We start from the raw sequence: 26,727 nt of genomic DNA on the forward strand, positions 1-26,727 counted from the left end.
AACCCGCTGGAGCGACAACCGCTCTGTATGGGCTGTTGAGAACGAATTAGGCTTCGTGAATGTCGTCGCGGATCTCCCAGCGGATCCGCAGGCGGCGGAACCAGTGCAGATGGGCGAACGCGCGCTCTACGACCCAACGTTGAGTTCCCAGTCCAGAGCCGTGCTCGGTCCCCCGGCGGGCGATCACCGGCTTCACCCCAAGTGCCCACACGAGTCGACGGTACTTGTCGTGGTCGTAGCCGCGGTCCCCGAGCACTACATCCGGGCGGCGCCGGGGCCGGCCGCGCTTGCCGCGTACCGGCGGAACGGCTTCGAGCAGTGGGATGAGCTGGGTGACGTCGTTGCGGTTGCCGCCGGTCAGGGTGACGGCGAGCGGGATGCCGGTGGCGTCGGTGATCAGGTGGTGCTTGCTGCCGGTTCTACCCCGGTCAACAGGACTTCGTCCCGTCTTGGGCCCCTTTTATCGCCCGGATGTGGGAGCCGTCGACCGCCGCCCGGGAGAAGTCCAGGGCATTCGCACCGCGGAGTTTCGCCAGGAGTTCCTGGTGCAGCCGGGGCCACACGTCGGCCTCGGTCCACTCGGCCAAGCGGCGCCAGCACGTCATGCCCGAGCCGAAACCGAGCTCCTGCGGCAGGTGTTCCCATGTGATCCCGGTGTGCAGCACGAACAGGATGCCCTGGAACACCAGCCGGTCCGGATGCCGCTTGCGTCCCGGATGCCGGGGCCGCCGCTCAACCCTGGGCAACAGCGGCTCAATCACCGCCCACAGCTCGTCGTCGATCTCCCACGGCTTCGGCCGCGCCACCCCGCACCGCCGATCAACGGTCCCGGAGTGATCCAACCATCGCGAAGATCATTTTGTTAGGGGTTCTAAGTCGGAGGAGATGCTCGCGCACGGCATCGGCCTGGTAGCCGACCGGCACGGAGAAACGATCCGCGAGACGTACGGGGTCGAGGTCGTTGTACCCACGACGCCGTTCCCCCGGGTGACGATGGCCGAGGCCCAGGCCGTGCTGCGGGCTCGGGGATGGGACCCAGAGGGCGTGAAGGAGGACCTGGACCCGGGGGGCGAGCGGGGTATCGCCGCGTACGTGCGGGAGCAGACGGGGCACGAGTTCGTGTTCATCACGCACTACCCCACCAGCATCCGGCCCTTCTATCACATGCGTCCGGCCGACCAGCCGGACGTCACGTTGAGCTTCGACCTGCTGTGGAAGGGCTTGGAGGTCACCACTGGAGCGCAGCGTGAGCATCGCTATGACCTGCTGCTCAAGCAGGCCGCGGAGAAGGGCATGCGTACCGAGCCGCTGCAGGACTACTTGAACGCATTCCGGTTCGGGTGCCCGCCGCACGGTGGCCTGGGCATGGGGCTGGGCCGGGTTTTGATGGTGATGCTCGGCTTGCACTCGATCCGCGAGGCGACATTCCTGTTCCGCGGACCGAACCGGCTGTCTCCTTAGAATCAGCCTGCTTGGTGGGGTGCTTGGCCACGCTAGGTAGGCGTTTCCTGCGTTCCGTTGTCCCTAAGCCAAACCTCGATGTCGCGCAAGGCGCGCGCGAGGAGATCGTTTGGTGCTCCAGATGACTGTACTGATGTGCGGGCCAGTGCGGCTAGGTGCGAGTCCGACAGTGCCAACTCGGAGCGAGCGAGCTGATATTCCGCGAGCAGGTTGGTCCCCAGCAGCAGTGGATCATCGGACCCGAGGGAGCAGCCCACCCCGGCTTCCAAGATGTGCGGCAGAGGGTGTTCCTTGATGTGCCTCACGACTCCCAGCGCACAGTTGGATGTCAGGCAGATATCCAAGGTGATGCGCTCGTCGGCGAGGCGATCAAGGAGCGCACGATCCTCAACGGCCCGGACTCCGTGGGCGATTCGACCGGGTATCAACACGTTGAGTGCGCTGTACAGGCTCGGACTGCCTGCAAGCTCGCCCGCGTGGGGCGCGATGATGAGGCCTGCCTTTCGGGCGATCGTGGAGGCATCCTTGAACGCTTCCGGAGAACCGGCAGTTTCATCGCCAGTGAGTCCGAAGGCCACTACACCCCGGCCTGCGTATGCGGCGGCCAGTCGTGCAAGATCGGTGGCTTGGCGTGGATCGCGGTTGCGGCTGGCGCTGAGGGTGAGTCCGAAGCCGACGCCGAGGGGTTGTCCTGCCGCGGCCCCTGTCTCCAGGACGAGGTCGAGCACGTCCTCGGGTGAGCCGAGTGCCGGAGCGTAGGTGGTCGGGTTGAAGTGCGGTTCGATCCACACAGCTCCGGAGGCTGCGGCGTCCTCGACAACCTCGCGTACGAGTCTGCGTAGATCGGTTCCCGTACGGATCAGCTTGACGACCCTGCGGTAGCAGTGCTGGAACTCATCGAAGGAGCGGTAGCAGCCGAGTTGCGGTATCGGCTCGCTGTGGACGGCCGCCAAGTCCGCGAGAGACTCGGGCCGCATAGCGCCTTCGAGGTGGAGATGGAGGTCGGCCTTGGGTAACCGGGTCAGGCAGCGGTCACCTGCGGTGATTTTCCCGGAATCTGAGGGAATCTGAGCCACGTTTCCGTCCTCGCGGGGCTCGCGGATAGTGGCGCACGTCACAGACGCTCGACATTCGCGCCGCTCAGACGGGCCCGGCAGTCCAGGGCGTAGACCGCTCGTCGCTCGACGAGCCGGAGATCGAATGCGTCGTGATCGGTCAGAAGTACCACGGCGTCGGCCATCGCCAGGTTGGTTGCTGTGAGGTGGGCATGGTGCGCGTGGGCATCCAAGTCGAAGGGTTCCTCGACGTGGGGGTCGACGACCTGGATCCGCGCGCCCTGGGCGGTCAAGAGCCGCGCGACAGTGAAGGCCGGCGAGTGCCGGGTGTCGCTGGTGTTGGCCTTGTAGGCGAGACCGAGGAGGAGGATGCGCGATCCATTGACTGGCAGACCGCGGCGGTTGAGCGCCTCGGTCAGACGCTGCACGACGTGGGCCGGCATTGACGTGTTGATCTCGTCGGCCATCTCGACAAGGCGCAAGGCGCCGCCCGTCTGGCGCCGGACCTGCCAGGACAGGTAGGTGGGGTCAATCGGCAGGCAGTGCCCGCCGACACCGGGTCCCGGCGTGAAGCGCATGAAGCCGAATGGTTTGGTCGCGGCGGCATCCAGTGCCGCCCAGATGTCCGTACCCAGTTGCCGGGCGTAGGTGGCGAGTTCGTTGACCAGGGCGATGTTGACCTGGCGGAAGGTGTTCTCCAGGACCTTCGCCAGTTCGGCGTCGCGTATGGAGGCGACTTCGACGACGGTGTCGACGAGGCTCGCGTAAAAGGCGCTTATGGCCTCCAGGGAGGCTGCATTGATGCCTGAGACGATCTTGGGCGTGTTCTGGAGGGTCCAGGTCCGGTTGCCAGGGTCGATGCGTTCGGGGCTGTAGCCGAAGTGGAAGTCAGTGCCTGTTCTCAGCCCGGACGCGGCCTCCAGTAAGGGCTTCAGGACGTCTTCGGTGGTCCCGGGGTAGGTGGTGGATTCGAGGATGATGATGCAGCCGGGGCGCATGTGTGGGGCGAGTATCTGGCCAGCGTGCTCAACTGCGGAGAGATCTGGCGCGCCGTCTCGCAGTGGGGTCGGCACCGCGATGACCGCGACGTCGAACCCGGCCAAGTCCCCCGGGCATGCGGTCGGCGTGTAGCTGCCACTGGCCAGGACGGCCGCGATCTGGTCCGCGGGCACGTCGGGGCTCAATGGTTCTGCAGCCTGCAGTCGTTTCACGCGTCTGGTGTCGGTATCGAATCCCACGACGTGGTGGCCGACTTGCGCTGCTCGAATGGCCAGAGGGAGGCCGACATAGCCTTGGCCGACTATGACCGTGCGGCGGGGTCGGAGAGTTGCATCAGCCACGGGCGATCACTCGACCGGCAGCGGCAGGTCAGCGGCCAGGAGGCGCTCGTGGAGTTCGCCGAGGGCCGTGCGGTTACTGTCGAATCGCAGCGCCTTCTGGGCTGCCTGGTAGTCCAGCCACTGGACGGCGATGTGTTCGTGAGAGATCTTGATCTCGATGTCGGTGAGGTCGGTGGCGAAGGAGTGTTCCGGTACGACGTAGGTTCCGGCAGGCCAGCTGTCGCGATCGGCGAAGAACCGTGCCGGGATGCTGGCTGTGGTCTGCAGGGGGTACAGCGAAACTGGCTGGTCAAGGCCGAGTTCTTCACGGGCCTCGCGCGCGGCGGCCTGCTGCGGAGTCTCTCCGGCCTCGCCACCGCCGGCCACTGCTTGCCAGACGTCCATGTCCTCGCGTCGCAGCACGGCGAATTCGACCTGCTCGCCGACTCGGCGGAAAGGCACGACGAGGACTTGGAAGGGAGCTCGGGGCATGCGGATACTCCTTGACTAGTGATCGGATGAAACGCGGGGGCGGAGGGGCTGATGCTGCTGTTGGCGCAGATGGTGGCGGTTCTCGTGGATCTTTTCCACGGCGCGCACGACGTCGGCGAGTTCCGTCGGTTCCTCGAGCAGCAGCCCTGATCCGGCGGCCTGCCCGAGCAGCACCAGCGTGGCGCATGCCTCGCGGGCCTGCTCGGCTGAGGCAGTCCGCGAGCGGGAATGGTCGCGGCTGGCAGTGTCGGCGTAGACCGGTTCATCGGGGCAAGCGATGAGGTTACGAGTGGAAACAGGTATGCCCTCTGCCCGCAGCGCGGCGCGGAAGGCACCGAGTGAGACGCTGTTGGCCTCCCTGCCGTCGAATGCTTCGCCGTCGAAGGTGAAGGCAAAGGAGAACCGGCCATGCGCGGTCACTCGCGGGTCGAGAGCAGTGGGCACGGGCGTTAATCCGGGCAGGCTGGACAGCGCCGACGCGAGGAATGCCGCGGCCTTCTCCTTCGCTGCCAGGTGACGCTCCAGGCGTTTCAACTGGACGCGCAGGACAGTGGATTGGAATTCGCTGAGGCGCAGGTTCCAGCCGAGTTCGGGGTGATGGGTGGTGACTCCGAGAGGGCGGCCGTGGTCTCGCAGGGAGGCAATCCGTGCGGCGAGTTCATCGTCGTGTGTGACGACCGCTCCGCCTTCGCCGGCGGAGATGTTCTTGGTGCTGGCGAAGCTGAACACGCCGATCGCGCCCAGAGACCCGGTCTGGATACCGTTCCAGGTCGCTCCAAGGGATTGGGCGCAGTCTTCGACGACCGGAATGCCGTACGCGGCGGCGACGGTGCTGAGGCTGTCCATGTCGGCCGGGTGCCCGCCCAGGTGAACGGCGATGACTGCCTTCGTCTTCTCGCTGATCGCGGTCTTGAGAGAGGAGCCGGTGATCGTGTGGGTGGCGGGGTCGATGTCCACGAAGACCGGCACGCCGCCGAGCAGGGAGACTGCGGTGGCTGTCGCCAGGTATGTCATCGCGGGGACGATGGCCTCGTCTCCCGACCGTACGCCCAGGGCCTTGAGGGCGATCATCAATCCGGCGGTGCCGTTGGCGACCACGGCTGCATGGGGCACCTGGAGGTATCCGGCAAGTTCGGTCTCGAAGGATTCTCCTTGCGAGCCGGTGTGGATGCCGCCCCAGCGGCGGCTGCCCAGGACATCGGCCAGCGCGCCGAGTTCAGCCTGGTCGAACTGCGGCCACGCCTGGAAGGGGCGGGTGCGCAGGGACGGTCCACCGAGGAGTGCGAGAGCGGTCATGGCCGTACCTCCTCCGCGACCGTGCGCAGGACGTCGCAATATTCGGTGATCCAGATCAACTGCTGGTGACGGGTATGGGCGAAGGCCGACATGTCGCGAACCTCGCCCTCGGAAGTGGTGAAGGTCCGGGTCTCAGCCGCCTGGACGGTGATGTACAGGTCGATCATGAGTGCGCGATCTGCCGCGGAGATCGGTCTGATGGCTTGATAGGCGCTCAGATAGGACCGGAATGTCGAGGCCAGCAATGGGGCGGCCAGTCCAGGGCTGACGGAGGCGACATAGGCTCGCACAACCTCGTAGGGCTGCGGGAAGCGGGAGACCTGGTCGAAGTCGATGAACAAGTGCTGTTCCGGGGTGGGCGTGGTGAGCACGTTGTCCGGGCGCGCGTCACCATGGACCCACCTCTTGGGCACACTCGCCACTGCCTGCGCTCCGAGCCCGCACTCCGCGAGGATCCGCAAACGCCAGTTGACGACTTCGCGGCGGGCTTTGTCGGGAGTCTGCCGCAGAACGCGCTCCAGGCCCGCAGTAGGAGGGTCGGACAGCTCAAGGAAGTCCGCGCAGGGACCGCCGGGGCGGAAACTCTCCAAGCGGGTGTGCAGCGCGGCGAGTGCGGCGGCGAAGTCGGCACGCCCGGACGGCTGTACTGCATGGATGTACTCGGTGAGCATGTACGTGGCGCCGTTGAGCTCGGTGGTCAACTGGCCGTTCGGTGTCTGCCGCAACGGTGGGGCCAGTCCGGCCTGCGCCGCGTGCTGGTGCGCCTGTGCCGCCAGTTGAGCGCGCGCGGTGTCGAAGTGTCCGCTGAACCGTTTGACGGCCAACGGCCCCTGGCCGGTTGGCACCACGACGGTGACTCCGACGTGTCCACCCGGCAGTGGCCGTGCGGGCCCGCGGGCCCGCAGCCCGTACTGGCTCAGGCACGCGGACAGTTCCTCTGCATCCATGGTCGTCGTCATTTGGTGAGCACCCTGTTTCCCAGGACGAGCAGGTCAAGGCCCGAGGAGTAGAAGGTACGGATCGCGTCTTGAGGGCTGCATACGATCGGCTCCTCGGCGAGGTTGAACGACGTGTTGAGGACCGCGCCGACGCCAGTGAGGTCGCGGAATGTGGTGATCAGCTGGTGGAAGAGCGAGTTGGTATCCGTGGTTACGGTCTGCGGCCGGGCGGTGCCGTCGACATGAACCGCAGCGGGAATGAGGTCCTGTACTTCGGGCCGTACAGGCAGTGTGCGCTCCATGAACGGTACGGCGGGTTCCGGGCCGAAGTAGGCGGCGAAGTCCTCGGCGAGCACAGCCGGCGCAAAGGGCCGCCAGGGTTCACGGAACTTCACTGCGTCGTTCATCTTGTCACGCATGGACGCATTGCGGGGATCGGCGAGGATCGACCGGTTACCCAGAGCTCGTTGGCCGAGCTCCATACGGCCCTGAAACCAGCCCACGATCTTTCCGGCGGCCAGGGCGTGCGCCGATGCCTCCGCCGGATCGTCCACGGCTGGCGCCCGCAGTTTGGCGCGTGCCAGCGCCTCGTCGATCGAGGCTTGGTCGAAGGACGGGCCGTAGTAGTTGTGCGTCATCGCCGGACCGCGATCCGCGCCGAGCAGCACGCAGTGGGTGTAAAGGGCCGCGCCGATCGAGGTGCCGCTGTCGTCCGGGCAGCTGGAGATGTAGATCTCGTCGAATGGGGTCGAGGACGTGATCTTTCCGTTGAAGACGGAGTTCATGAAACTCCCTCCGCCCAAGGCGATCCTCCGCATCCCGGTCTGCTGGTGCAGGTTCACGAGCAGGTACTGCAGCGCGTCCTCAAGTACGTGCTGAACAGCCGCGGCCACATCATGATGCCGTCTGGTGATCGCCTCACCCGGCCGCCGTGCCGGACCGAACCGGCGGATGAACGCCTCACTGACCGCGCCACGCGAGGGACGTAGGTAGTAGCCGAAGTAATTGAGGTCGACGCGGACCGTACCGTCCTCGAAATCGACGAGATCGCGGAGCGACTTGTAGGCGGCCGAGTCGGGATCTCCGTAGGCGGCCAGCCCCATGACCTTCCACTCGTCGCGGTCGATCCGGAAGCCCAGATACTGGGTGACCGCGCCGTACAGCAGTCCCACCGAATGGGGGTAGGGGATGGTGTCGATGGTGGTCAACGTGTTGCGGTTGCCGATCGCGCTTAGCGCGGTGCAGTCCTCGCCCCGGCCGTCGACCGTCAGGATCGCGGCTGACTCGAAGGGAGAGAGGAAGAAAGCGTTCGCCGCGTGCGCGTCGTGGTGGTACACGTAGTCGATCTGCAGAGGCTTGCCCGCAGTTTGCAGGATCTGCGTCGTGTGCCCCTGGTACGGGGCGTCCATCAGGGTGGCGAGGTTGTTCGGCACCGAGTAGAGGCCCTCGGGGTGCCAGCGGGCGCGGCCGGCGTAGCGGCCGTCGGGCACGCTCAGGTCGATCGCCGGGTTCGTGCTGACCGCGACCCGGTCCACGCCGCGTAGCCCACCGGGGGCGGTAGACAGGCAGTAGTCGATGGCGCGGGCGGGGAAAGCCCGCGTGTGTTTGCTCCGGGTGAAGCGTTCTTCGGCCGCGGCTGCCACGACCTGGCCGTCCTCGACCAGTGCGGCAGAGGAAATATACAGATCACTGGCGATACCGAGGATGCGCATCTCACTCACTCTCCCACCGCTGTGCGGCACATGAGGTCTTCGAGCAGTCGAACGGTCAACGGGCCGGCGGCGGGCGGCTGGATCAGGCGGTAGGCAGGAATCTGCGGAATCCGCAGCTCAGCTCGTATTGCCGGGTCGGCCACGGCGGCCTGTTGGGGGAACACCGTAGCGGGGTGGTGCAGCAGGTTACGCGCCCAAAGCGCCTTGCAGTCAGCACTGTTGAGCCTCTGCAGGCGCGGAATGGTCGCTTGTGGATCAAGGTGCGGCTCGATGGCCATACCCAGACGGCACCGGGGCATCACCACACTGCCGACGGCAGCAGCCAACTCCTGCGGCCGCACCTGGAGACGTGTGTCCCGGCTGTAACGGGCCTCGACGTCTCCGTACCGCTGTGACCATCTGCGCACCAGGAACGACCGCAGCGGGCCTTCGGCCAGGGCTAGCACACTGCCCGCACGAATCCCGGCCTGTATGGGAAACCCAAGCGCCGCAATGGGCTCGGAGCCTGCGATAGGCACCAGGGCGAACTTGTCGTTGCTGACCAGCGCCACCTCTGGATGGCCCAGGGCGTGCAGTAGCGTCGTTGTCTTGCCAGCCGTATGAGATCCGATCAGCGCCACGCCCATTCCCCGCAAGGCGAAGCAAGCCGCGTGGAAGAACGGGTGGTTCCTCGCCAGCAGTTCACGCAGGACGAGCGCGCGTAAGATCCGTACCACCACGAGCAGGGACTGGTGCTCGGAGGCGACCGGCGGCAGGAGATGGACTGCCCGACACCCGTCATCCACGAGGCAGATCATGTCCGGAGCCGAGCGGAGAACTGCGCGACGCAGCGGCGGAGCGAGCCGCGACTGGCGGACCGAGCGCCACCGTTCCGGGGGTACTCCATGGACGAAGAGCCGGGCCTGGGCCGGGGACTGCTGACTTCCGAAGTAGCCCTCCGTGTACCACCTGACGTAGTCGACGATCGGCGACGGTGCGTTGATCTCGACCACGGCCTCCGCGACACCGATGAGTTCTCGCCGCGAGGCCGGTGCGGGACGGCGAGCCCAGGTGTCGAGCTCCTCGCTCGACAAGCTGTCCTGCACGCAGGTCACCCCTCGACCGTGTAGGCGCCGCCGTCCACCAGGTCGGTCACGTGCTCCTCCAGCCGGTCGATTCCGTCGGCCGCCACGACACTCTTGGCCTCTGCCAGGAGCCGGTTGGAACGGTTCTTGAACGGGTCGCACACCTTCGGGCAGATCACGGGAAGCCTGCCACGCAGTTGCCGACGCAGCTCCCCCTCCCAGACTGCAGCGAACGGCTGTTCCAGGGCGCTGCCGTAGCTGAACCCACCGGGGCGGGGGTGGTAGTTGCACGGGTACAGGCAGCCGTCCGAGCCCACCGCAGCCATCAGATCGGTGATCGAACACGTCGAGCACGACCGGGCCATCTCGCCGGTCTGGCCGACCCGGTGGATCTCGAACAGTCGGAAGGAGTCGGTCTCCAACTCGGCGCGAATCCGCCCGATCAACTGAGCCGCGTGGCGTGCCTGGTCAGGGCCGAGCGGACGCTGCCCGGAATTGTCCTGCTTCAAGCGCAGACTGTCGGCGCCCGCCGCGCGGATGAGTGCGGCGGCCGAATGTACCTCGTGGAAGTTCTCCGGATACATGACGAAGGAAGTGTTGATCTCCACGTCCGATCCAGTCTCGGTGCGCCGCTGGACAAGCCGCGCCAGGTTGGCGAGGGCACGCTCGAACATGGCCTTGCCGGCGGGACGGCCGCCGTACTTCAGCTGCGCATAGGTCTCCGGTGTTCCCGCGTCGATGCTGATGTGCACATATCCGGCTGGAAGCAAGGCTTCGATGCACGCCTCGTCCATCAGCACGGCGTTGGTGAAGATCCCATAGCGGATGCCACGCTCGGCCAGGAGACCGAATGCCGGTATCAACGCCTTGCGGGCGACGAGCGGTTCGCCGATCAGCCCGGAGAATGAAACGGCCTCCACCTTGAAGACACCCGACCGGTCTTCGCCCTTCTGTCGGTAGGGAGCCTTCACCCGGTAGTCGACGATGTCGCCTATGAGCTTGAGCATGTTCGCCGGGTCCGTCAGGTGATCCGGAAGCCGATCCGAAGCGCCTTTGGCCGCGTCGAGCATGACCAGCTGCTCACGGTCTTCATCCCATAACTCGAGGGGGACATGGTCTCCGATACACCAAGCGCATCGCAGGTTGCACCCGCTGGACGGATGGATCAGCACCTCGTAGGGCGGCACAACTGCCCCCTGTGACACCGCCGCAAAACGCCCCCAGTGCCGTCGGAGCACATCGAGCTCGTTAAAGCGACCAGGCAGGTCACTGCGGACGTACGGGATGAGAGGATTTAACTCCAGATCACGAATCATGGCGTAACTCCCGGGAGTGATTGGCTGTTCCAATGTGGATAGTCGACACGGCATCTAAGCCGGGGTAGTGGCGCGCTAGTACCGGCGGCCAACGGGTCAGCACGTCAGCTCTGAGCGCCGGGATCTGCCGCCGCAGCACGCCCCCTCAATGGACCATGCGTCGCGACGGCACTCGCGAGGAGCAATCGCGGCAAGCCCAGGCTGCTCACGTTGCTGCCCGGCTAGGCCGGACCACTGCGGGAGCACCGGTTGACGCTCACTGGGGTTGATTGCCACGGAAGAACTCCTCCTGTGTTGGGGGGACGAGAAGAAGCGATGGCGGTGCGCACTTGAGGCACCCGGGGAGGCTCCGGGGTGGGCTGGAGATGACCAGCAGGCCGTCTGTTGCTGAACGCAGAGAGACCATTCCACTGCGTGAGCACGGTGAGCGGACAGACTGTCCGCAGCTTTCTTGGACAGGACCATTGACAGCCAACGGGCCTTCCTGTGCGGCGCTATCGACGTACGTGAAGGTAGTAACGTCTCGGATAGGCGCCACTGCCACGGCCCCCTGCCCCGGCCCGCCAGCCACGAGGCCGACTGGATCTGTCCAGAGGCGCAAGATCCGCTCGCCCTCACCGCCATATTGGGGCGTGAGTTCTGGCCGAGAAATCGCTGCGGACAATCTGTCCGTAGGCATTTGCGGTGCAGCTATTGACAACGAGCGAAGAAGCCAGCGTGGATACTTGTCCAATTGATCACGTTTTGCTGCAGATGTGAACTCAAGCTGGATCTGCAGCACGCCTCCACGGGCTGATTCGACCACTGCCCTCCCGACGAAGATCACTTGCAGGTCAGCTCTGTTCGCTAGCGGCCGGCAACCCGATCCACGGCAGGGGGCGATGTCCGTACTCTGATTCGAGAGCTCCGTCGTGAAGGGAAGATCCGTCGATGGCCGAAACCATGATGCTGGGCGACCGACTCCGCGTAGCCCGGAAGACGCGGAGGTTGTCCGCTGCTCAACTTGCCCAAAAGGTCGCAGTATCGCCGAGTTACATTCAGAAGCTGGAGTCCGGGGCGAGGAAGGCCTCACCGTCGCTCACGCTGGCCCTCTCAAAAGCCCTCCACTTCGGCGTCGAAGTGCTTACCGGGCAGCCGTACTACGGCGAGCCCGAGGCTGAAGATCGCGTCCATGCCGTGGTGCCCGAGCTACGGCGGATCATGCTGTGCTACGACACTCCGGACGAGCTCGAAATCGCCCCTCGGAGCCTGCCCGTCCTCGCCAGCGAGATCGACCAGATAGCGGCTCTCCGACGTGATGCGCGGTACGCCCCCATGGGGCCGCTTCTGGCACCGATCATCACCGAACTGACCCACGTCGCTCTCGGCGCCCAGGGAGATGAGCAGCGGAAGGCGTACTGGCATCTAGCTCGCGCCTACCGGGCAGTGAACTCGCTCGCTCACAAGCTCGGCCATCACGATCTCTCCAACACCGCTCTAGAGCGGGTCCGTTGGGCGGCCGAGAGGTCCGGTGATCCACTGATGCAGGTCACTGCCTCTTACCTCGTCACGGGCGCGATGCTTCGGCAGGGCGCCTACAGCTCCGCCCGTCGCAAGCTCCTTGGACTGAGGCAGGAGCTGGAGCGGATACAGCCTGAAAGGGCGTACACGCGAGACGCCCTCGCGGTCGACGGCGCGCTGCTGCTCAAGTTGGCCGTTCTGGAGTCCCGGGAGAACAACGCCGAGGCCTCCAGCAGTTATCTCCGTGAGGCCGAAGCGGTTGCCGGCATGGCCGGCAACCGGGATTCCCTCGCGTACGAGACATCCTTCGGGCCTACGAACATCCGCATCCATGAAGTACACACGCTGATCGACATGGGTGACACAGACCAGGCGATTGCGCGACTCAACGAGTGGGGCGCAGCGACTGGTGGAGAGTGGATGCCTCCGGCGACGACCATGGGGGAACGATCCAGCCACCACTTCATCGACGTGTCCTCGGCCAAGCTGGCCACCGGGGACAGGAGCGGCGCGTTCGCCGACCTGCAACGGGCGCGCAAGGTCGCCCCGAACCACGTCAGGTTCCACCCCTCGGCGCGTGAGACAGCTGCCGCTCTCCTGCGCCTGGAGACACATCCGTCCAACGAGCTTGCAGGCTTTGCGAGTTGGACGGGCGTTACCACAATCTGACCGAGATGCAAGGCAGTTGACGTGTACTCCCACGCACAATCTGTCCGCGTGCACACCGGTGTTGAATGGAATGGTCTCCTCACAACCAGTTGTGGGGAGACCACTCTCATGATGTCTGATGCCGATCCGAGCGCATCCATTCCTCACCCTCGATGGATGCCCATCGGGGAGGAGGCCGAGTTATGCAGTGCAGGGCAGTGGTGGGACGCCATCCGCGCCTTCGAAGCCAACGGCCTACGCGCAGTGGAGCTTCTCAAGGAGGCAGGGGAACCGGCTGGCCCCGTCTTCATTGAGCCGGACGGATTGGAGCCCCGCCTCTACTTCCTTGTCCCGGTCGGCACCGCTGCAGGCTGGAGCGAGCCCGGGACTGTCGCCTTGGGTGCGAGCTGTCACGTCCTCGTCCCTCAAGCAGACAAGACCGAACCCCCTGGCCTGCATTGGCGTGAACTACCTCAGGCGCCGCGCAGCCTAACGCCACCTATTGCGCTGCGACGAGCACTTAGCCGGGCTCGTCGAGAGCGACGAGGACCCGCAGAGGACACGGGCACGAGTGCGTGAGGCATCACCACGACACTCTCCTGATGTCCACGGCACAGGGCGCGCTCCGAGCGCCGCACCAGCAGACCCGCCTCAACCGATCCCCTCGAGCGGTGCGACTCCCATCCTGCTCCTCTGGCGAGATCTCAGGGGTGCTGGCCACCCGGTCGACGCCACAGCGCGGCAGGAGCACCGCCATGGCCGTTAGCATCTCGGCCGTCGTGCTGCTGGCCGTCCTCGTGTTCGTGCTGATCCGCAGCGGCGGGCTGAAGGCGGCGCACGCCATCGTGTGCATCCTTCTGGACTTTTACCTCGCAAGTTCTTCGATCGCCCCGACAATCTCCCAAGTCACCACGAATGTCGTGAACTTGATCGGCGGCATCAAGTTCTGAGTTCCAAGATCGCCTTCACCGCGGAACTCACCTTCGCCCGCGCGCCACTTCGCCCCGCCCCTCCGCTCCCATCCTCAATCAAGGACTCCGATGACTTCCCTGACGATGTCGCCAGATGACCTCGGCATCCCACAACCTCAACTTGTCGTGGGCATGCTCGCCCCATGGTGGTCTTGTGTCGCGAGCCGAGAGTTATCGACTCGGCGTGACGGGCTGGGCTGATGCGGGGCGATTCAGGACAGCTGCGCGAGTTCACACCGATCTACCATCCCGCTGGGTTCGACACGGAGCTACGGGGCGCCCTGGAAGACGTGCAGGCGCGGCGCTGGCGGACGACGAGAGAGCTGTTGGCGCACACGGGCGCCGACTGGGCGTTGAGAACATCACGTACGCAGGTCCTCGCCGCTGCAGCCGCCCGTTCGGATGTCATCGAGGCGTGGCTCGGCGAAGAACCTCATAACCCGGACGCGCTGCTGATGCTGGCCCGGGTTTCCGTGGAACGGACCCTCCAGGCGCATCGGAGTGGTCATCCGGGAACGCCCGCGCTGCTCCAGGAGGCGCAGCAGGCGTGCGACTTGGCGATCAAGGGGTCGTCGTCAGCTGATCCGGTTCCGTGGATCACTCTGTTGGCACTGGCGCAGGCGGATGCCCGGTTGGAGTATCCGTGGAACTGGTGGGCACCCTGGGAGCCGATGCTGCCGGCCGGTCCTTGGGGCTTGCTTCGGGCGGTTCATGAACGGGATTGGGGTAACCGTGAGGCTTACCACCGGATGCACCAGTTCTTGTATGCGTGCCCCCACACGTCGAACGCGGATGCGCTCGGGTTCGCCCAGTGGGTCACCTCCTGGGCGCCGGAAGGTTCACCGCTGCGGATCCTTCCGCTGTACTCGAGGACGGAGAACTACCGGCGCCACCGCGAGGACGGCACTGCGGACCCGCTGTCGCATCGCCAGTGGTCGAGGGAACCGGTGATCTGGGACGTCCATCGAGCCTTCCAGGGCTGGAATGCTGATTCTGGACCGGTCACCTCGGTCGGGGATCTCAATTACCTGGCGCACGCATTGTGGGCAGCGCACCAGTACATCGATGCGGCGAAGGTCTTCCTTGCGCTGGACCGCTACGCCACCCGTCTTCCCTGGGCGTACGTCACCGACGACCCGGCCAGCGCGGGGCTCGCTGTCCGTGAGTTCGTACGTGCCCGCTCCGAATGTCTCAGTCCCGCCCGCTCTCGCACGGCCGGCGGCACTGCCCGCCGTCCCCGTCCTGTCTGACTCGCCTGACTCGCCTTTGGAGGCACTTCGATGTCCTTTGCGAAACGATCATTACGGGGCCCGCAGCACGATGATGACCGGCTGCGCGACCTCGGGTACAAGCCGGTCCTGACGCGCCGGATGAGCGGCTTCGGGAATGCCGCGATCTCCTTCTCCGTGATCTCCGTCCTGTCGGGCTGCATGACCATGTACGGGTTCGGTCTGGTGACCGGCGGCCCGGCGGTGATGCTGTGGGGCTGGGTGATCGTCGGGTTCATGGTGCTGTTCGTCGGCGCCGGGCTGGCCGAGGTCACCAGCGCCTACCCGACGTCCGGTGCCCTGTACTTCATGGCGGACAGGCTCGGCGGCAAGAAGGCCGGCTGGTGCACCGGCTGGTTGAACCTGTTGGGGCTGCTGGGTGCCATCGCGGGTATTGATTACGGCGCCGCCGCCTTCACCGGGGCGTTCTTGAACTTGCAGTTCGGGTTAACGCCCACGCCGCAGAAGACCATCGTGATCTTCCTGGTGATCCTCGCCCTGCATGCCGTCCTGAACCTGTTCGGTGTCCGCCTGGTCTCCGTCCTGAACTCGGTGTCCGTGTGGTGGCACCTGGCGGGTGTGGCCGTCATCGTCACCGCGCTGACCATCGTGCCCTCCCATCACCAGTCCGCCCGCTTCGTGTTCACGACGTTCGTCAACGACACCGGCTGGTCGGCCCACTGGTACGTGGTGCTGATCGGCTTGCTGCTGGCGCAGTACACGTTCAGTGGCTACGACGCCTCCGCCCACCTGTCGGAGGAGACCACCAACGCCTCCGTTGCGGCGCCGCGCGGCATCATGCGCGCCATCACCTGGTCGTGGGCGGCGGGCTTCGTCCTGCTGGTCGGCCTGACCTTCGCCATCCGCGACTACGCGGGCGTGCAGGGCACCTCAACTGGTGTGCCGCCGGCGCAGATCTTCCTCGACGCGCTGGGTCCAGCAGGGGCGAAGGCGCTGCTGCTGGTCGTGATCATCGCGCAGCTGTTCTGCGGGAACGCGGAGACAGCCGCCTGCTCACGGATGGTGTTCGCGTTCTCCCGTGACGGCGCGCTGCCCGGTTCGCACCTGTGGCGCAAGGTCGATGCGCGCAACGGAACGCCCCGGGCTGCGGTGTGGCTGTCGGTCACGGTCGCAGCATGCCTCGCGCTGCCGTCTCTCTACAGTCCCACCGCGTACAACGCGGTCGTCGCGATCAACGTCATCGGGATCACGCCCGCGTATGCGATCCCTATCTACCTGCGCATCCGCAATCGGGACTCCTTTGCCCCCGGTCCGTGGAACCTGGGGCGCTGGGGTGTTCCGGTCGGCGTGGTCGCGGTGGCCTGGGTGGCGTTCGTGACGGTCTTGTTCTGCCTGCCGCAGACCCGGCCCGAGAGTGGCGGATGGGTCTCCGTGGACACCTTCAACTACGCCCCCGTCGCCCTGGTGGCAGTGCTGGCCTTGGCCACGGTGTGGTGGCGGATCGCCGGACGCGACTACGAGATACCGGCTGTGGCCGCCGATGCCGAGATGGCCAAGATCCAGGACGGGGTCGTCTGATGACCGCCACGCCTCCCTCCTTCAAGAAGCTCCCCCGCCTGACCACGCCGTCCGTACAGTCGATCCAAGATCCGTCATCGTCCCGGCAGCTCCCAGTGGGAAGACTGGGGCTCGACGAACTGCGAAGTGTCGTCAAGGCTGGTTTGGTCGACACGGTGGTCCTCGCGCTGCCGAACCTTCAAGGTCAGCTGAAGGGCAAACGCTATGGCGCCCGGCACTTCATCGACCGGGTCGCCGGCCGCGGCGCGGAGATGTGCAAGTACATCCTCGCCACCGACATCGACATGAGCCCCGTCGACGGCTTCGACCTCACCTCCTGGTCGACCGGCTACGAGGACGTCGCTGTCGTGCCCGACTTCGCGACCCTGCGCATGGTGCCGTGGTTGCCGCGAACCGCGCTGGTCCTCGGGGATGCGATCGGACCGGACGAGCAGCCGCTCGACGTAGCCCCGCGGCAGATCCTGCGCGACCAGCTCACCCAGCTCGCCGCGCACGGCCTACAGGCCCAGGTCGGTCTGGAGACCGAGTTCGTCCTCTACCGCGGCGCCTATGCGAAGGCCATGCGCGTCGGGTCCGGCGGGCTGGGGCCGGTGGCCGAGGACAACCTGGACTACGCCCTCGATCATCCTCCGGCGATGGACCGGTACTTCCGCCGCCTGCAGGGCGCTCTGTCGAGGGCTGGGATGCCTGTGGAAGCGATCAAGACGGAAGGCGCCCCGGGGCAGGTGGAGATCACGTTCCCCTACGGCGGGGCCCTGTCCGCGTGCGATCGGCATCTCGTGTTCAAGCACGCGGTGCGCACGCTGGCCGGCCGAGCGGGAATGACCGCGACGTTCATGGCATCCCCGCAGACCGGTGTCGTCAGCGGCCTGCACGTACACGTCTCCCTGACCCGCAGCGGCAACGCCATGCTCCCCACGCCGGACGGGGAGCTGTCGCTGATCGGGAAGCAGGCGGTCGCGGGGCTGCTGTCCGCGCTGCCGGGTTTGGCCCCGCTGTACGCGCCGACCGTCAACTCCTACAAGCGGTATGTGCCTGGCTCATTCGCCCCCACCCGCATGACGTGGGGCTTCGACAACCGCACGTGTGCGGTGCGGGTGGTCGGTCACGGCGATGGACTGCACCTCGAGGTCCGCCTTGCCGGCGCTGATGCGAACCCGTATACCGCTGTATCTGCCGTGCTCGCCTCCATCACCCACGGACTGGTCAAGAGCCCCGACTTGCCATCGGCCTGCCTCTCCAATGCATACGAGTCAGCGGACGCGGTCTCGGTGCCGGTCACCCTCGACCAGGCGCGCTCCGCGTTCCGCCACAGTCCCATCGCCCAGGCCGCCTTCGGGGTGGACCTGGTGGAGCACTACGCCCATCTCTCGCAGATCGAACTCGACCACCACCGCACCGTCGTCACCGACGCCGAGCAGGAACGCTGGTTCACCCGCGCCTGACCCCGCACCCGCACGCCTCACCCTGGCCCGGGCGCGACACTTTCTGCTCTCGGCCCGGAGCAGTACGCCCCCCCTCCCCGCTTCGAAGCGGGACTCGTCACCTCATGAAAGGTCGCCCCGTCATGTCCGCCCGGCCCAACAGGCAGCCGTTGCTTCCAACGCCCGCTCAGATAGGGGTCATCGCCAGGATGGCCGAGGGAATGAGCACGGCCGAGGCGGCCGTCGAGCTGTCCCGGGCGGTCGGCACGGTTAGCGCCGCGATGACGAGCGCCCACCGGCGCATCGGGGTACGTCACCGGCACGCTCTCGTCCACGCCTGCTACGTCCTCGACCTGATCCCCCGCGGCCCGATACCGCGCCGCCCCCGGGCGGCACCGATGCCGATGAGGTCCAGATTCTCTGGCGGCTGGCGCTCGACGACACCTACCTGCAGATCACCCACAACTGCGGCCTGTCGTCGCTCGACATCATGAAGCAGAAGATCCACGCCCTGCGGTCACGCTGGGACGCCCACAACGATCCCCACCTGATCACGCTCGGCTGGCGCTTCGGCGTACTCAACACCTCGCGGGGCACGGGCGGCCACCACATCAAATGACCTGGCCAGGGCCCGTTGTCAGTGCCGCCTGGCACGCTACCCACCGCACAGACACCATCCGCGACCAAACGATCACGTCGAGTGTTGATGCTGGTTTCGCAAAAGCGTAAGGAAGTACGACTGTGACCGACATGCCCGAGGCGATGCACCGCCTGGTGACCTCGGTGAGCGGAACGTTCCGCGTGGTCGCCGATCACTCCTCGCCGGGGATCGGCCGGCCCCGCACCTGGGAGGTCGAGGATCGGCACGGCTGCAGGTGGTTCGCCAAGCACAACCCCGGCCCCAAGCTGTTCCGACGTGAGGTGGCGGCCTACGAGTCGGGCTGGGCCGCAGCTCTGGGACCGGGCCGAGCTCCACTGTTGGCCGCCCACGACATCGGTGCCCAGGCCCTCGTGGTCACGGCCGTCCCCGGCCGCCCGGTGCGCGGACAGCGGCTGGCGGCCGAGCAGGAACGCGAGGTCTACCGCCAGGCCGGGCAGCTCCTCGCCCGCCTCACCGCCACCCCCGCCCACAGCCAACATCCCGCGTCCAGCACGATCGACTGGGATACGGAGGTGGAGCAGATGCTCCGCTCTGCCCGGTTGTACACGACACCGGAAGACCTGACGGTCCTGCGCGCCCTGACCCGCGAGCGGCCCGCCGACCTGCTGGCGGTGGTGTCGCACGGCGACTTCATGCCGCGGAACTGGCTGTGGGATCCCACCGAACAGGTCCTGCGGATCATCGACTTCGAACGGGCCGACACCCGGCCCTCCGCTCAGCGCGACCTGCCCCGCCTCTCCTACCGCATCCTCTATGACCGCCCCGATCTTGAGGCGTCGTTCTTCAACGGCCTCGGCCGGAAACTCTGCGAGACCGAACGGCACGCAGTCACCGCGTACGGGGCGCTGGATGCGATGAGCCTGCTGCGCTACGGCCTGGAGCACCACGACCTCGCCTCGGTGGACGAGGCCCACACCATGCTCCGCAACCTGCACACCGAGTACGTCCGGGCCACGACCGGGGAAAGAGCCGGTGGGCGGCGTGGCTAACGCGGCACGGCACCGTCGAGGAAGCACCGGCCACGGGGGTACACCCGGGCACGGGCCGGTGAACGGAGGTGTCTGCGGGCCGGCCGCTTCAGCGCCTCCTGCGCCCGCCTCGCACATGTTCCGGTCGTGGACACCCAGCCCCTCGCCCGACACGTCCTGCCCGGCCTTTCCTCATACAGCCTCGATGTGCTCCTCCCCCATGGGGACATTCCACAGCCACCCGTCGGCACCGGGCGATGGACGACGTCACGGTCACCGCCGCGCTCTTCCACCGCCTGTTGACGAGAGCCGACCGCCCTCGTGCAATCTCCCGTCTCGGCGACCTCGTGCGCGTGGCCGCCGGAACACCCCGGGCGGCCCAACCCACCCAACTCGACTTCTCCTGAACGTCCTTGGAGCCCACCGTGCAGACCCCTCACTCCTACCCATTAGATCCATCCACCTCGAACGGCGTCATGACGCCTTCACCGGTCCTGCGGGTGACCTCGCTGGTGATGGACGCCAAGGGGCGGATCGGGCTCCTGGAACGCGACGGAGCCGCGGTCCTGCCGGGCGGTGTCGTGTGCGGCGGCGAAAGCCCCGAGGCGACACTGGCCCGGCACCTGGCAGCGCAGTTCGGCGCGCCGATTCCGGTCGGCCGCCTGCTGGCCGTCGATTCGCTTCCGGCCGCCGAGGACGAGCTGGACACCGTGGTGCACCTGCACTTCGCCGGACCCCTCACCACTCTTCCGGTCACGCCCCGCTGGACCGCTTCGGGCAGGGTCCGGTGGGAGGCTCCCGAGATCGCCACCCATCTGCTTGCTCCGCACCCGGCCGGGCAGGTGCGGGCGGCGCTGGCCGCTTGGTGGGCGGGGTCCGTGGCCCACCTGGTCGCAGGGATCGTCCAGCCGGGCTCGGCCGCCGGGCTGTCCCCCGTTGAGCGCGCCTCGCTGGAAGAGGCCAATGCCCTGGATCCGGCGTCCTACCGGGCGGTCCGCCCGAAGGTGATCTGCGCCGCCACCGTGCTGCTCCCCGACGCGGCCCACCGGGTGCTACTGGTCCAGCCCGCCTACCACACGGAGAATCGGTGGCAGTTGCCCGGCGGCGGTATCGACAGCGACGTCGGCGAGAGTCCTCGCACGGCCGCCCGCCGCGAAGTACGCGAAGAGCTCGGCCTGGATCTGCCGTTGGGCCGCCTGCTTGCCGTGAACTGGGCGAACGACACCCCACACCCGAGCCGGGTCGGCTTCACCTTCAGCGGCCCGGTGCTGGGCGAGTCCGATCTCGCCCGTATCCGCATCCCTCCAAGGGAGATACGGGCCTGGCGGATGGTCGCCGAAGACGAACTGGTGCACCTGGTCGGGGCCCCGCTGCGGGAGCGGGTCGCCGCGTGCCTGACGGCGCTGCGGCACGGCAGCGGGCCGCTGGAGCTGCACGACGGCACCCTCTGGCAATGACCAGTGCTCCGAACGTCCGGATACAAAGACAGTGTTGGAGGCAAAAGCACCTGCGGCAACGCCTTGTCCCAACACCGCACCGCCGCCTTGCGGCCGTAATGCTCCCCCGCACCCCCAACACGCCGTCTCTAAAGCCCCGTTCGGGCGATAGAGGGAGTGCCTGTGTTCACCGTACGGCCCGCCAACCTCAATACTTACAAGCTCCGCCTGGCTGACCGAGGGACAGCTGCCTGGCGGGCTCGGGTCCAGGCGGTCCGGAGATCGCGCCCGACGTCCTGGCGTTGCAGGAGGTCGTCGTCGACGGAGCCCGTACGGGCCAAGACCGGTGGGAGGACATGGTGGCACTCACGGTCCGCGCGTTCGCGGCAGGACTGCCAGCTGACCGCCGAGGCTCGGCGCCACGGGAGGCGACGGCCGGGCACCTGGGAGAACGGCTCCGGCCGCACGTGCTGTGGCTGCCGCAGGACCAGCCCCACGTTGTGGCTTACCGCCACGAGGTCGCCGAGGTAGTCACCTCGGACGCGGATATCGTGGCGACCCCGACCCGTGAGATGAGCGCCGGATCGACCTCGTGCTTGCCAGCCGTCCTGTCGCCCCGGCGCTGGATCATCCAGGCCGCCCGCTCGCGCACCGCCGACGGCCGGCTCGCCGACGGCGACCGGATGGAGGCCGCCGGGAAGCACCTACAGGGTCAGCTCGACACGGTGGCTCCGATCGAGATTTACCTCGGTCCGGCCGCTGCCAGCCGCTTGGCGGTCATCCCCGGATCGTGCCCGTCTGCGAGACCGCGATGCCAAATCCGGACCCGGCGGCTGTCCTCAACCAGCGGGTGCGGGCCGCTGTCGCCAGGGCCAGCCTGGACATGGCCGCAGCATGCGATGCCCGCTCGGGCAACCTCACCTCAACTTAGGGACGAGTCGGCACTTACAACAGGTAGTTGGCGAACCGCTCGGACCGGCTCGTCTCCCCGCTGGCGCACCGGGTCCGACGTCACATAACCGTCACCGTCGACTCCGTGTGGCTGGTGTGGGAACGCCAGCACCGGCGCGAGGACCCTCGCGTCTGGCTACCGACGATATCTCTGCGATTCCGGTCACATCGGTCCGGGGTGTAGGGGCTCGACGGGCTGCCATCGATTTTCTGCGTACCGTCGGGGCCAATTGCGATCGGCGCGCGAAGTAGCCGCCTTTTACTTCCACTTGACGTTTCGACTGCTCCCTTCCTGGGATTCCGCCGACCCCCGAGGGCGGACCGGCAGGGCGTCAACGTGACACTAAATCCTCCGAATAATCCGGACAGTTAAGGCATCTGACCCTTTATCCGGCGGAGCTTCATTGGTCTGTACCAACGGGTAGGGTCACGGCTCATGTGCGGCGCATCAGTGCTGCGCATGAAGCATGTGAAGGGGGAAATAATGAAGCCCGTCATATCGGGTATCAGAAAGAAGGTTGCCTTCGGTGCGGCCCTTGTGGTCCTCGCCGAAACGGCACTTCTCGCCACCGGCATGGCCAATGCCGCCCCGGGGGGATCGAATTCACCTGGTCGTCCGACCAAGGCGTCTCCGGTAGAGGTGTCACAGGAGGACGTACTCAAGGGCGATATCGCCTGGGCTGCCCAGCACGCGAAGGGCAGCAGGGTGTGGGCGATTACGGAAGCGAAGCAGACGGGGAAGAAGGTTGTCGTCACCGACGACACCACTGCCACGACACTTACGTTCGCCAACCCGGACGGCACGCTGACCACCGAGACCACCCCCGGCCCCGAGCGCGTGTGGCGGGACGGAAAATGGCAGGCGTTCGACGCCACGCTGACCAAGAATGCCGACGGCTCGGTGTCAGCGAAGTCGCACCCGGCGGATCTCAAGCTCGCTGGCTCCGGCGGCCAGATCCCCACCGGCCTACGGGCCGCGCAGTCCGCGCCGGAGCGCGACCTCGCCACCATCGGCGAGGGCAAGAGCAAGATCACCCTCGGCTGGCACGGCGGCCTGCCCGCACCCGAACTCGACGGCACCCGCGCCACCTACAAAGGTGCCCTGCCGGATGCCGACGTGATCGTGGACGCCACCCGTACCGGGTTCGAGCAATACGTCCGCGTCAACAAGCGGCCGCAGGGCGACTACACGTACACCCTCCCCATCCGCACCCAGGGCCTTGAGGCCCGCCAGGGCAAGGGCGGGGCGATCGAGTTCGTCGACACCACGACGGGCGCGGTCGAGGCGGAGATGCCCGCACCCGTCATGTGGGACGCGCAGGTCGACAAGGTGTCCGGCACCCACTCCAACACCCGTCCCGCAGGCGTAGAGATCGTCAACAAGGGCGGCGGGAACGTCGACCTGGTCATGAAGCCGGACACGAAGTGGCTGGCCGACCCGGGCACCCAGTACCCGGTCACCATCGACCCCACCACCTCCGGCCTCTCCAACCTCGGCGACACCTACATCCAGCAGGGCGAGTCCGGGTCGAACTGGTCGGACGTCGAGCTGGACTTCGGCAACCCCGGCACAAAGAACGCCAACGGCACCCCGCGCGTCGCCCGTTCCTACATCAGCTGGAACGCGGAACAGTTCAAGGACGCGCTGATCACCGACGCGAAGCTGTCGCTGTGGAACTTCCACTCCGGCAACACGGACTGCGTCGATGCCTGGTGGCAGGTGTGGGACACGAAGAACCCGAACGGAGCTTCGATCACCTGGGCCAACCAGGACACGACGGGCACCTGGCGCCAGCAGTTCGCCAAGGGCACCGAGACCCGGGGCAACCCTGCCTGCACGGCCAAGCCGGACGGGTGGATCAACGCCGACGTCACCAGCCTCGTCCAGACCTGGGCCTCGGCCAAGGCGTCGGACGGCACCACCGGCCTGCGCAGCTACTCCGAGGCGAACACCTCGGACTGGAAGCGCGTCAACTCCGCGAATGCCACCAGCAATCCGCCGAAGCTGACCGTCACCTACAACTACCGGCCCCAGAGCGGCGACAAGCAGCAGGCCGGGCCGCCCTTCAAGTCCTACGCCGGCGTATGGGCTGTCAACACGACCGGCCCCACCTTGCGTGACACGTTCGACGACCGCAACGCCGGCGACAGGGTCAACGGCACCTTCCAGGTGTACGACGCCGCGACGAACACACCGGTCAAGGCACCCAACGCCGATGGTGTGTTCGTCTCCGAGTTCGGTCCGCCAGGCACCCCGGTGGATGTGAAGATCCCGGACGGGACACTGCAGGACGGCCGTACCTACAAGTTCCGCACCAACGCCTACGACGGCACCCACTACAACACCGACTGGTCGCCGTGGCGCCAGTTCGTCGTCGACACCACCGCGCCGGGGGCTCCGACGAAGATCGCTTCGACCGACTACCCCGAGGGCGCATGGACGGCGAACAAGGGCGACGGCACCTTCGACATCACACCAGCGGCCGGTGACGATGCCCGAGGTATCGAGAGCCGTACCAACGGTGGCGCTTGGAGTGCGGAGAAGCCCGCCGTTGCCGGTAAGCCCACTACGGTGACGGGCAAGCCGGGCGAGCGTGGCATGAACCGTACCGAGGGCCGCGCGGTTGACCGCGCCGACAACAAGGGCGCGGAGAAGGTCTACGACTACGGCACCGGCAAGAAGCCGATCAGCGGCGACACCGCCATACCGGCCGCAGGTGGAACCGAGGAAGACACCATCCCGGAGGAGGAGCCATACGAAGCGCAGGACACTCCTAAAAGGCAGGAGAGCCCGCATGGTGTTCCTCTGAAGCCCGGAAGCCGCGACAAATGCTATAAGACCGATAACTCTGACATCGAGATGTGCCAGAGCCGTAAGTACGACGCCGAGATTGCAAAGGCAGCGAGGGCACTTCCTGCGGCACCCGCTGATGCTCTCGTCCCCTGGTGCAGCGCCCCGACGACCAGCGGTTACACACTCACCCGCCGCGAGGGCTGCCACAAGGTTGGTGTAGTGGTCGACTGGTGGCGGATCAGCACCAATCAGCCGCCCCAGCACATCGGCACCGCCATCTTCCTCGTACGCGAAGAGATGAAGCTGGACAACAAGGGCGAGTGGCTGCAGCGGAACTTCATCAGCCCGCTGTCCATCGACGGTGACCTGGGGACGGTGACACTTGATTACTGGGACACCAATTGCGGTGGTGACACCGTATGCAACAAGGAATTCATCGGGCCCGAGTTCACCGGCCCGACCTCCTGGACCACCGCCTCGTCGGTGACCCAGGAGACCGTCCAGACGCGTAAGTTCACCTGGAAGACGGCGGCCGCCGGCAAGTCCCAGGTGTTCGACCGCGGCAGTTTCCTCGGCTTCAAGTCGTCCGCTGTTCCTGGCGCGGTGAAGATCACCGAGCCGAGCTGGGTGTTTTGGGGCCAGATTCGATGCGACCAGATGATGCCGAATGCCGCGTCCGTCGGTTGCGTCTTCCCCAAGTACACGCCGACGTTCGACCTGAAGCAGAAGAACGCAGAGGCCGCCGCGCTGTACTACATGGAGATGCGCGACAAGCTCGACTGGCACCCCGGCAGCGAGAAGCACAACAGCCCGCTGCACCGCGAATTCGACACGGCCAAGCGAGACCAGAACCGTGGTGTCGTCTGCCCGGACAGTGGCCCATACGCACTGGTCCTGCACCCGGACGCGACCGGAGACAAGAAGAAGACCCAGTGCGACGAGTACGCCTTCGCCGCCTCCAAGGAGAGCGGTGGATCGCAGGCGGGTCTCAACGGTTCACAATGCCTCCAGGCGTATGCCCGTAAAGATGCCGACAACAAGTGGCGTCTCTACGACGACTTGAGGGCGCCGAACACCGCCCCCACCTACACGGAGAAGTGTGCCCGCGCCACCATGGCCGGCGCCCAGAACGAACGTGCTGGATCCCGCCTCTCGGGCTTTTACACCAAGCAACGAATGCTGGACAACGATGCGTACTTCATCGACGTCCCCGATCTCGTCAAGCCATAGCAAGAGTAGCTAGATAGAAAGAGGGGTCCCCTCCCGGCGTACGGGAGGGGACCCCTCTTCACTGTCCTAACCCTGGATCTTCTCCAACGTCCAGTTGAGGTGCCGCGGCGGGCCTTCGTCCAGCTGGGGAACGCGCGAATAGTGGGGCGAATACGGCATCGGGGACCCGGAGTCAAGGGACTCAGCCATCATCCTGACCATCTCCCCCAAATCCTTCCAGCGGACCGCGGTGACCTCACTGCCCTCGTAGTCGAGCTCGATGATGTTGCCGTAGGTGTCGCCGGGCCGGTGGTCGATCAACAAGCTCTGCCCCGTCTGCGTGCCGGCGATGGGGAGCCACAACGGGTCCGCCCACGGATCGAGAATCCAATGCTCGGGATCCTCCTCACGCTGCTCATCGAACTCTTCAAGCATCTCCTCCATGTACTCCGGGCCGCCCTTGAGCCCTTCGACGTCGTACGGGACGTGGCCGCCCGGCCAGACAGGGGCGTCATACAGGGGGGCGCCGTCGTGGATGCCGAGCCACTGCACGAGGTGCGGGTGGAGCGGGTACGCGATGGCGTCCTGGAGGGACTGGACAGCCTCTTCGGAGGCAGGCGGGCGCAACCCGGAGAGGGCATTGGTGCACTGGTGCTGCCGAAGCCAACTCTCGATACGGGACCAAGCTTGTACGACATCGCTCAT

At 66.4% G+C, this 26,727-nt stretch carries 19 protein-coding genes and 2 pseudogenes; 11 read left to right on the forward strand and 10 right to left on the reverse strand.

Going from position 1 to position 26,727, the window contains the following annotated elements:
- Nucleotides 1–46: 46 nt before the first annotated feature.
- Nucleotides 47–806: pseudogene (locus IE206_RS37065) on the reverse strand (IS5 family transposase).
- Between the two features lie 73 nt (nucleotides 807–879).
- Between IE206_RS37065 and IE206_RS37070 the strand changes: the two are divergent.
- Nucleotides 880–1,461, forward strand: a pseudogene (locus IE206_RS37070) (amino acid--tRNA ligase-related protein); the annotation flags it as partial.
- 32 nt (nucleotides 1,462–1,493) lie between these two features.
- On the opposite strand, the gene add reads toward IE206_RS37070, so the two are convergent.
- The 8 genes from add to IE206_RS37110 are packed head-to-tail and all read right to left on the reverse strand — an operon-like array spanning nucleotide 1,494 to nucleotide 10,653.
- On the reverse strand, nucleotides 1,494–2,537 hold the full coding sequence (gene add, locus IE206_RS37075) for an adenosine deaminase (RefSeq protein WP_226599554.1): 1,044 nt from the start codon (nucleotides 2,535–2,537) through the stop codon (nucleotides 1,494–1,496).
- 38 nt (nucleotides 2,538–2,575) lie between these two features.
- Entirely contained in the window at nucleotides 2,576–3,856 is a 1,281-nt protein-coding gene (locus IE206_RS37080; protein ID WP_189970227.1) for a nucleotide sugar dehydrogenase, read from the reverse strand.
- A gap of 6 nt (nucleotides 3,857–3,862) precedes the next feature.
- Nucleotides 3,863–4,327, reverse strand: coding sequence for an NUDIX hydrolase (locus IE206_RS37085; protein ID WP_189970230.1), 465 nt, complete (start codon nucleotides 4,325–4,327; stop codon nucleotides 3,863–3,865).
- A gap of 15 nt (nucleotides 4,328–4,342) precedes the next feature.
- Nucleotides 4,343–5,623 (reverse strand): DegT/DnrJ/EryC1/StrS family aminotransferase, encoded by a 1,281-nt coding sequence (locus tag IE206_RS37090; RefSeq protein ID WP_189970232.1) that lies wholly within the window; start codon nucleotides 5,621–5,623, stop codon nucleotides 4,343–4,345.
- Nucleotides 5,620–6,582: a phosphotransferase gene (locus IE206_RS37095; RefSeq protein ID WP_189970233.1), complete on the reverse strand. Its 963-nt coding sequence runs from the start codon at nucleotides 6,580–6,582 to the stop codon at nucleotides 5,620–5,622. Before IE206_RS37095 ends, IE206_RS37090 begins: the two co-directional genes overlap by 4 nt.
- Nucleotides 6,579–8,273 (reverse strand): carbamoyltransferase family protein, encoded by a 1,695-nt coding sequence (locus IE206_RS37100; protein WP_189970234.1) that lies wholly within the window; start codon nucleotides 8,271–8,273, stop codon nucleotides 6,579–6,581. Before IE206_RS37100 ends, IE206_RS37095 begins: the two co-directional genes overlap by 4 nt.
- Nucleotides 8,274–8,278: 5 nt before the next feature.
- Nucleotides 8,279–9,367, reverse strand: a complete 1,089-nt coding sequence (locus tag IE206_RS37105; protein WP_189970236.1) for a hypothetical protein — start codon at nucleotides 9,365–9,367, stop codon at nucleotides 8,279–8,281.
- The gene (locus IE206_RS37110) at nucleotides 9,364–10,653 is read right to left on the reverse strand and encodes a radical SAM/SPASM domain-containing protein (RefSeq protein WP_189970238.1); all 1,290 of its coding nucleotides are present in this window, start codon (nucleotides 10,651–10,653) and stop codon (nucleotides 9,364–9,366) included. Before IE206_RS37110 ends, IE206_RS37105 begins: the two co-directional genes overlap by 4 nt.
- A 930-nt stretch (nucleotides 10,654–11,583) precedes the next feature.
- Between IE206_RS37110 and IE206_RS37115 the strand changes: the two genes are divergently transcribed.
- The 10 genes from IE206_RS37115 (at nucleotide 11,584) to IE206_RS37160 (ending at nucleotide 26,043) form a co-directional block, all read left to right on the forward strand.
- Nucleotides 11,584–12,822 (forward strand): helix-turn-helix transcriptional regulator, encoded by a 1,239-nt coding sequence (locus tag IE206_RS37115; protein WP_189970240.1) that lies wholly within the window; start codon nucleotides 11,584–11,586, stop codon nucleotides 12,820–12,822.
- A 734-nt stretch (nucleotides 12,823–13,556) separates the two neighbouring features.
- Complete coding sequence (locus IE206_RS37120; protein ID WP_189970242.1) at nucleotides 13,557–13,751, forward strand: hypothetical protein; 195 nt, start codon at nucleotides 13,557–13,559, stop codon at nucleotides 13,749–13,751.
- Between the two features lie 221 nt (nucleotides 13,752–13,972).
- Complete coding sequence (locus IE206_RS37125) at nucleotides 13,973–15,022, forward strand: hypothetical protein (protein WP_189970245.1); 1,050 nt, start codon at nucleotides 13,973–13,975, stop codon at nucleotides 15,020–15,022.
- Between the two features lie 30 nt (nucleotides 15,023–15,052).
- Complete coding sequence (locus tag IE206_RS37130) at nucleotides 15,053–16,579, forward strand: amino acid permease (RefSeq protein ID WP_189970247.1); 1,527 nt, start codon at nucleotides 15,053–15,055, stop codon at nucleotides 16,577–16,579.
- Complete coding sequence (locus tag IE206_RS37135) at nucleotides 16,579–18,024, forward strand: glutamine synthetase family protein (RefSeq protein WP_189970249.1); 1,446 nt, start codon at nucleotides 16,579–16,581, stop codon at nucleotides 18,022–18,024. The genes IE206_RS37130 and IE206_RS37135 overlap by 1 nt, the downstream gene beginning before the upstream one ends.
- A gap of 469 nt (nucleotides 18,025–18,493) precedes the next feature.
- Nucleotides 18,494–18,622: a hypothetical protein gene (locus tag IE206_RS43310; protein WP_264198676.1), complete on the forward strand. Its 129-nt coding sequence runs from the start codon at nucleotides 18,494–18,496 to the stop codon at nucleotides 18,620–18,622.
- A gap of 131 nt (nucleotides 18,623–18,753) precedes the next feature.
- Nucleotides 18,754–19,653 (forward strand): aminoglycoside phosphotransferase family protein, encoded by a 900-nt coding sequence (locus IE206_RS37145; protein WP_226599977.1) that lies wholly within the window; start codon nucleotides 18,754–18,756, stop codon nucleotides 19,651–19,653.
- 236 nt (nucleotides 19,654–19,889) lie between these two features.
- Nucleotides 19,890–20,039, forward strand: a complete 150-nt coding sequence (locus IE206_RS37150) for a hypothetical protein (protein ID WP_189970255.1) — start codon at nucleotides 19,890–19,892, stop codon at nucleotides 20,037–20,039.
- A 69-nt stretch (nucleotides 20,040–20,108) separates the two neighbouring features.
- Nucleotides 20,109–21,089 (forward strand): NUDIX hydrolase, encoded by a 981-nt coding sequence (locus IE206_RS37155; RefSeq protein ID WP_226599555.1) that lies wholly within the window; start codon nucleotides 20,109–20,111, stop codon nucleotides 21,087–21,089.
- A gap of 1,414 nt (nucleotides 21,090–22,503) precedes the next feature.
- On the forward strand, nucleotides 22,504–26,043 hold the full coding sequence (locus IE206_RS37160; RefSeq protein ID WP_189970257.1) for a DNRLRE domain-containing protein: 3,540 nt from the start codon (nucleotides 22,504–22,506) through the stop codon (nucleotides 26,041–26,043).
- 66 nt (nucleotides 26,044–26,109) lie between these two features.
- On the opposite strand, the gene IE206_RS37165 is transcribed toward IE206_RS37160, so the two are convergent.
- The gene (locus IE206_RS37165) at nucleotides 26,110–26,727 is read right to left on the reverse strand and encodes an SMI1/KNR4 family protein (RefSeq protein ID WP_189970258.1); all 618 of its coding nucleotides are present in this window, start codon (nucleotides 26,725–26,727) and stop codon (nucleotides 26,110–26,112) included.

The organism is Streptomyces violascens (assembly GCF_014649955.1).
Classification (GTDB): Bacteria; Actinomycetota; Actinomycetes; order Streptomycetales; family Streptomycetaceae; genus Streptomyces; species Streptomyces violascens.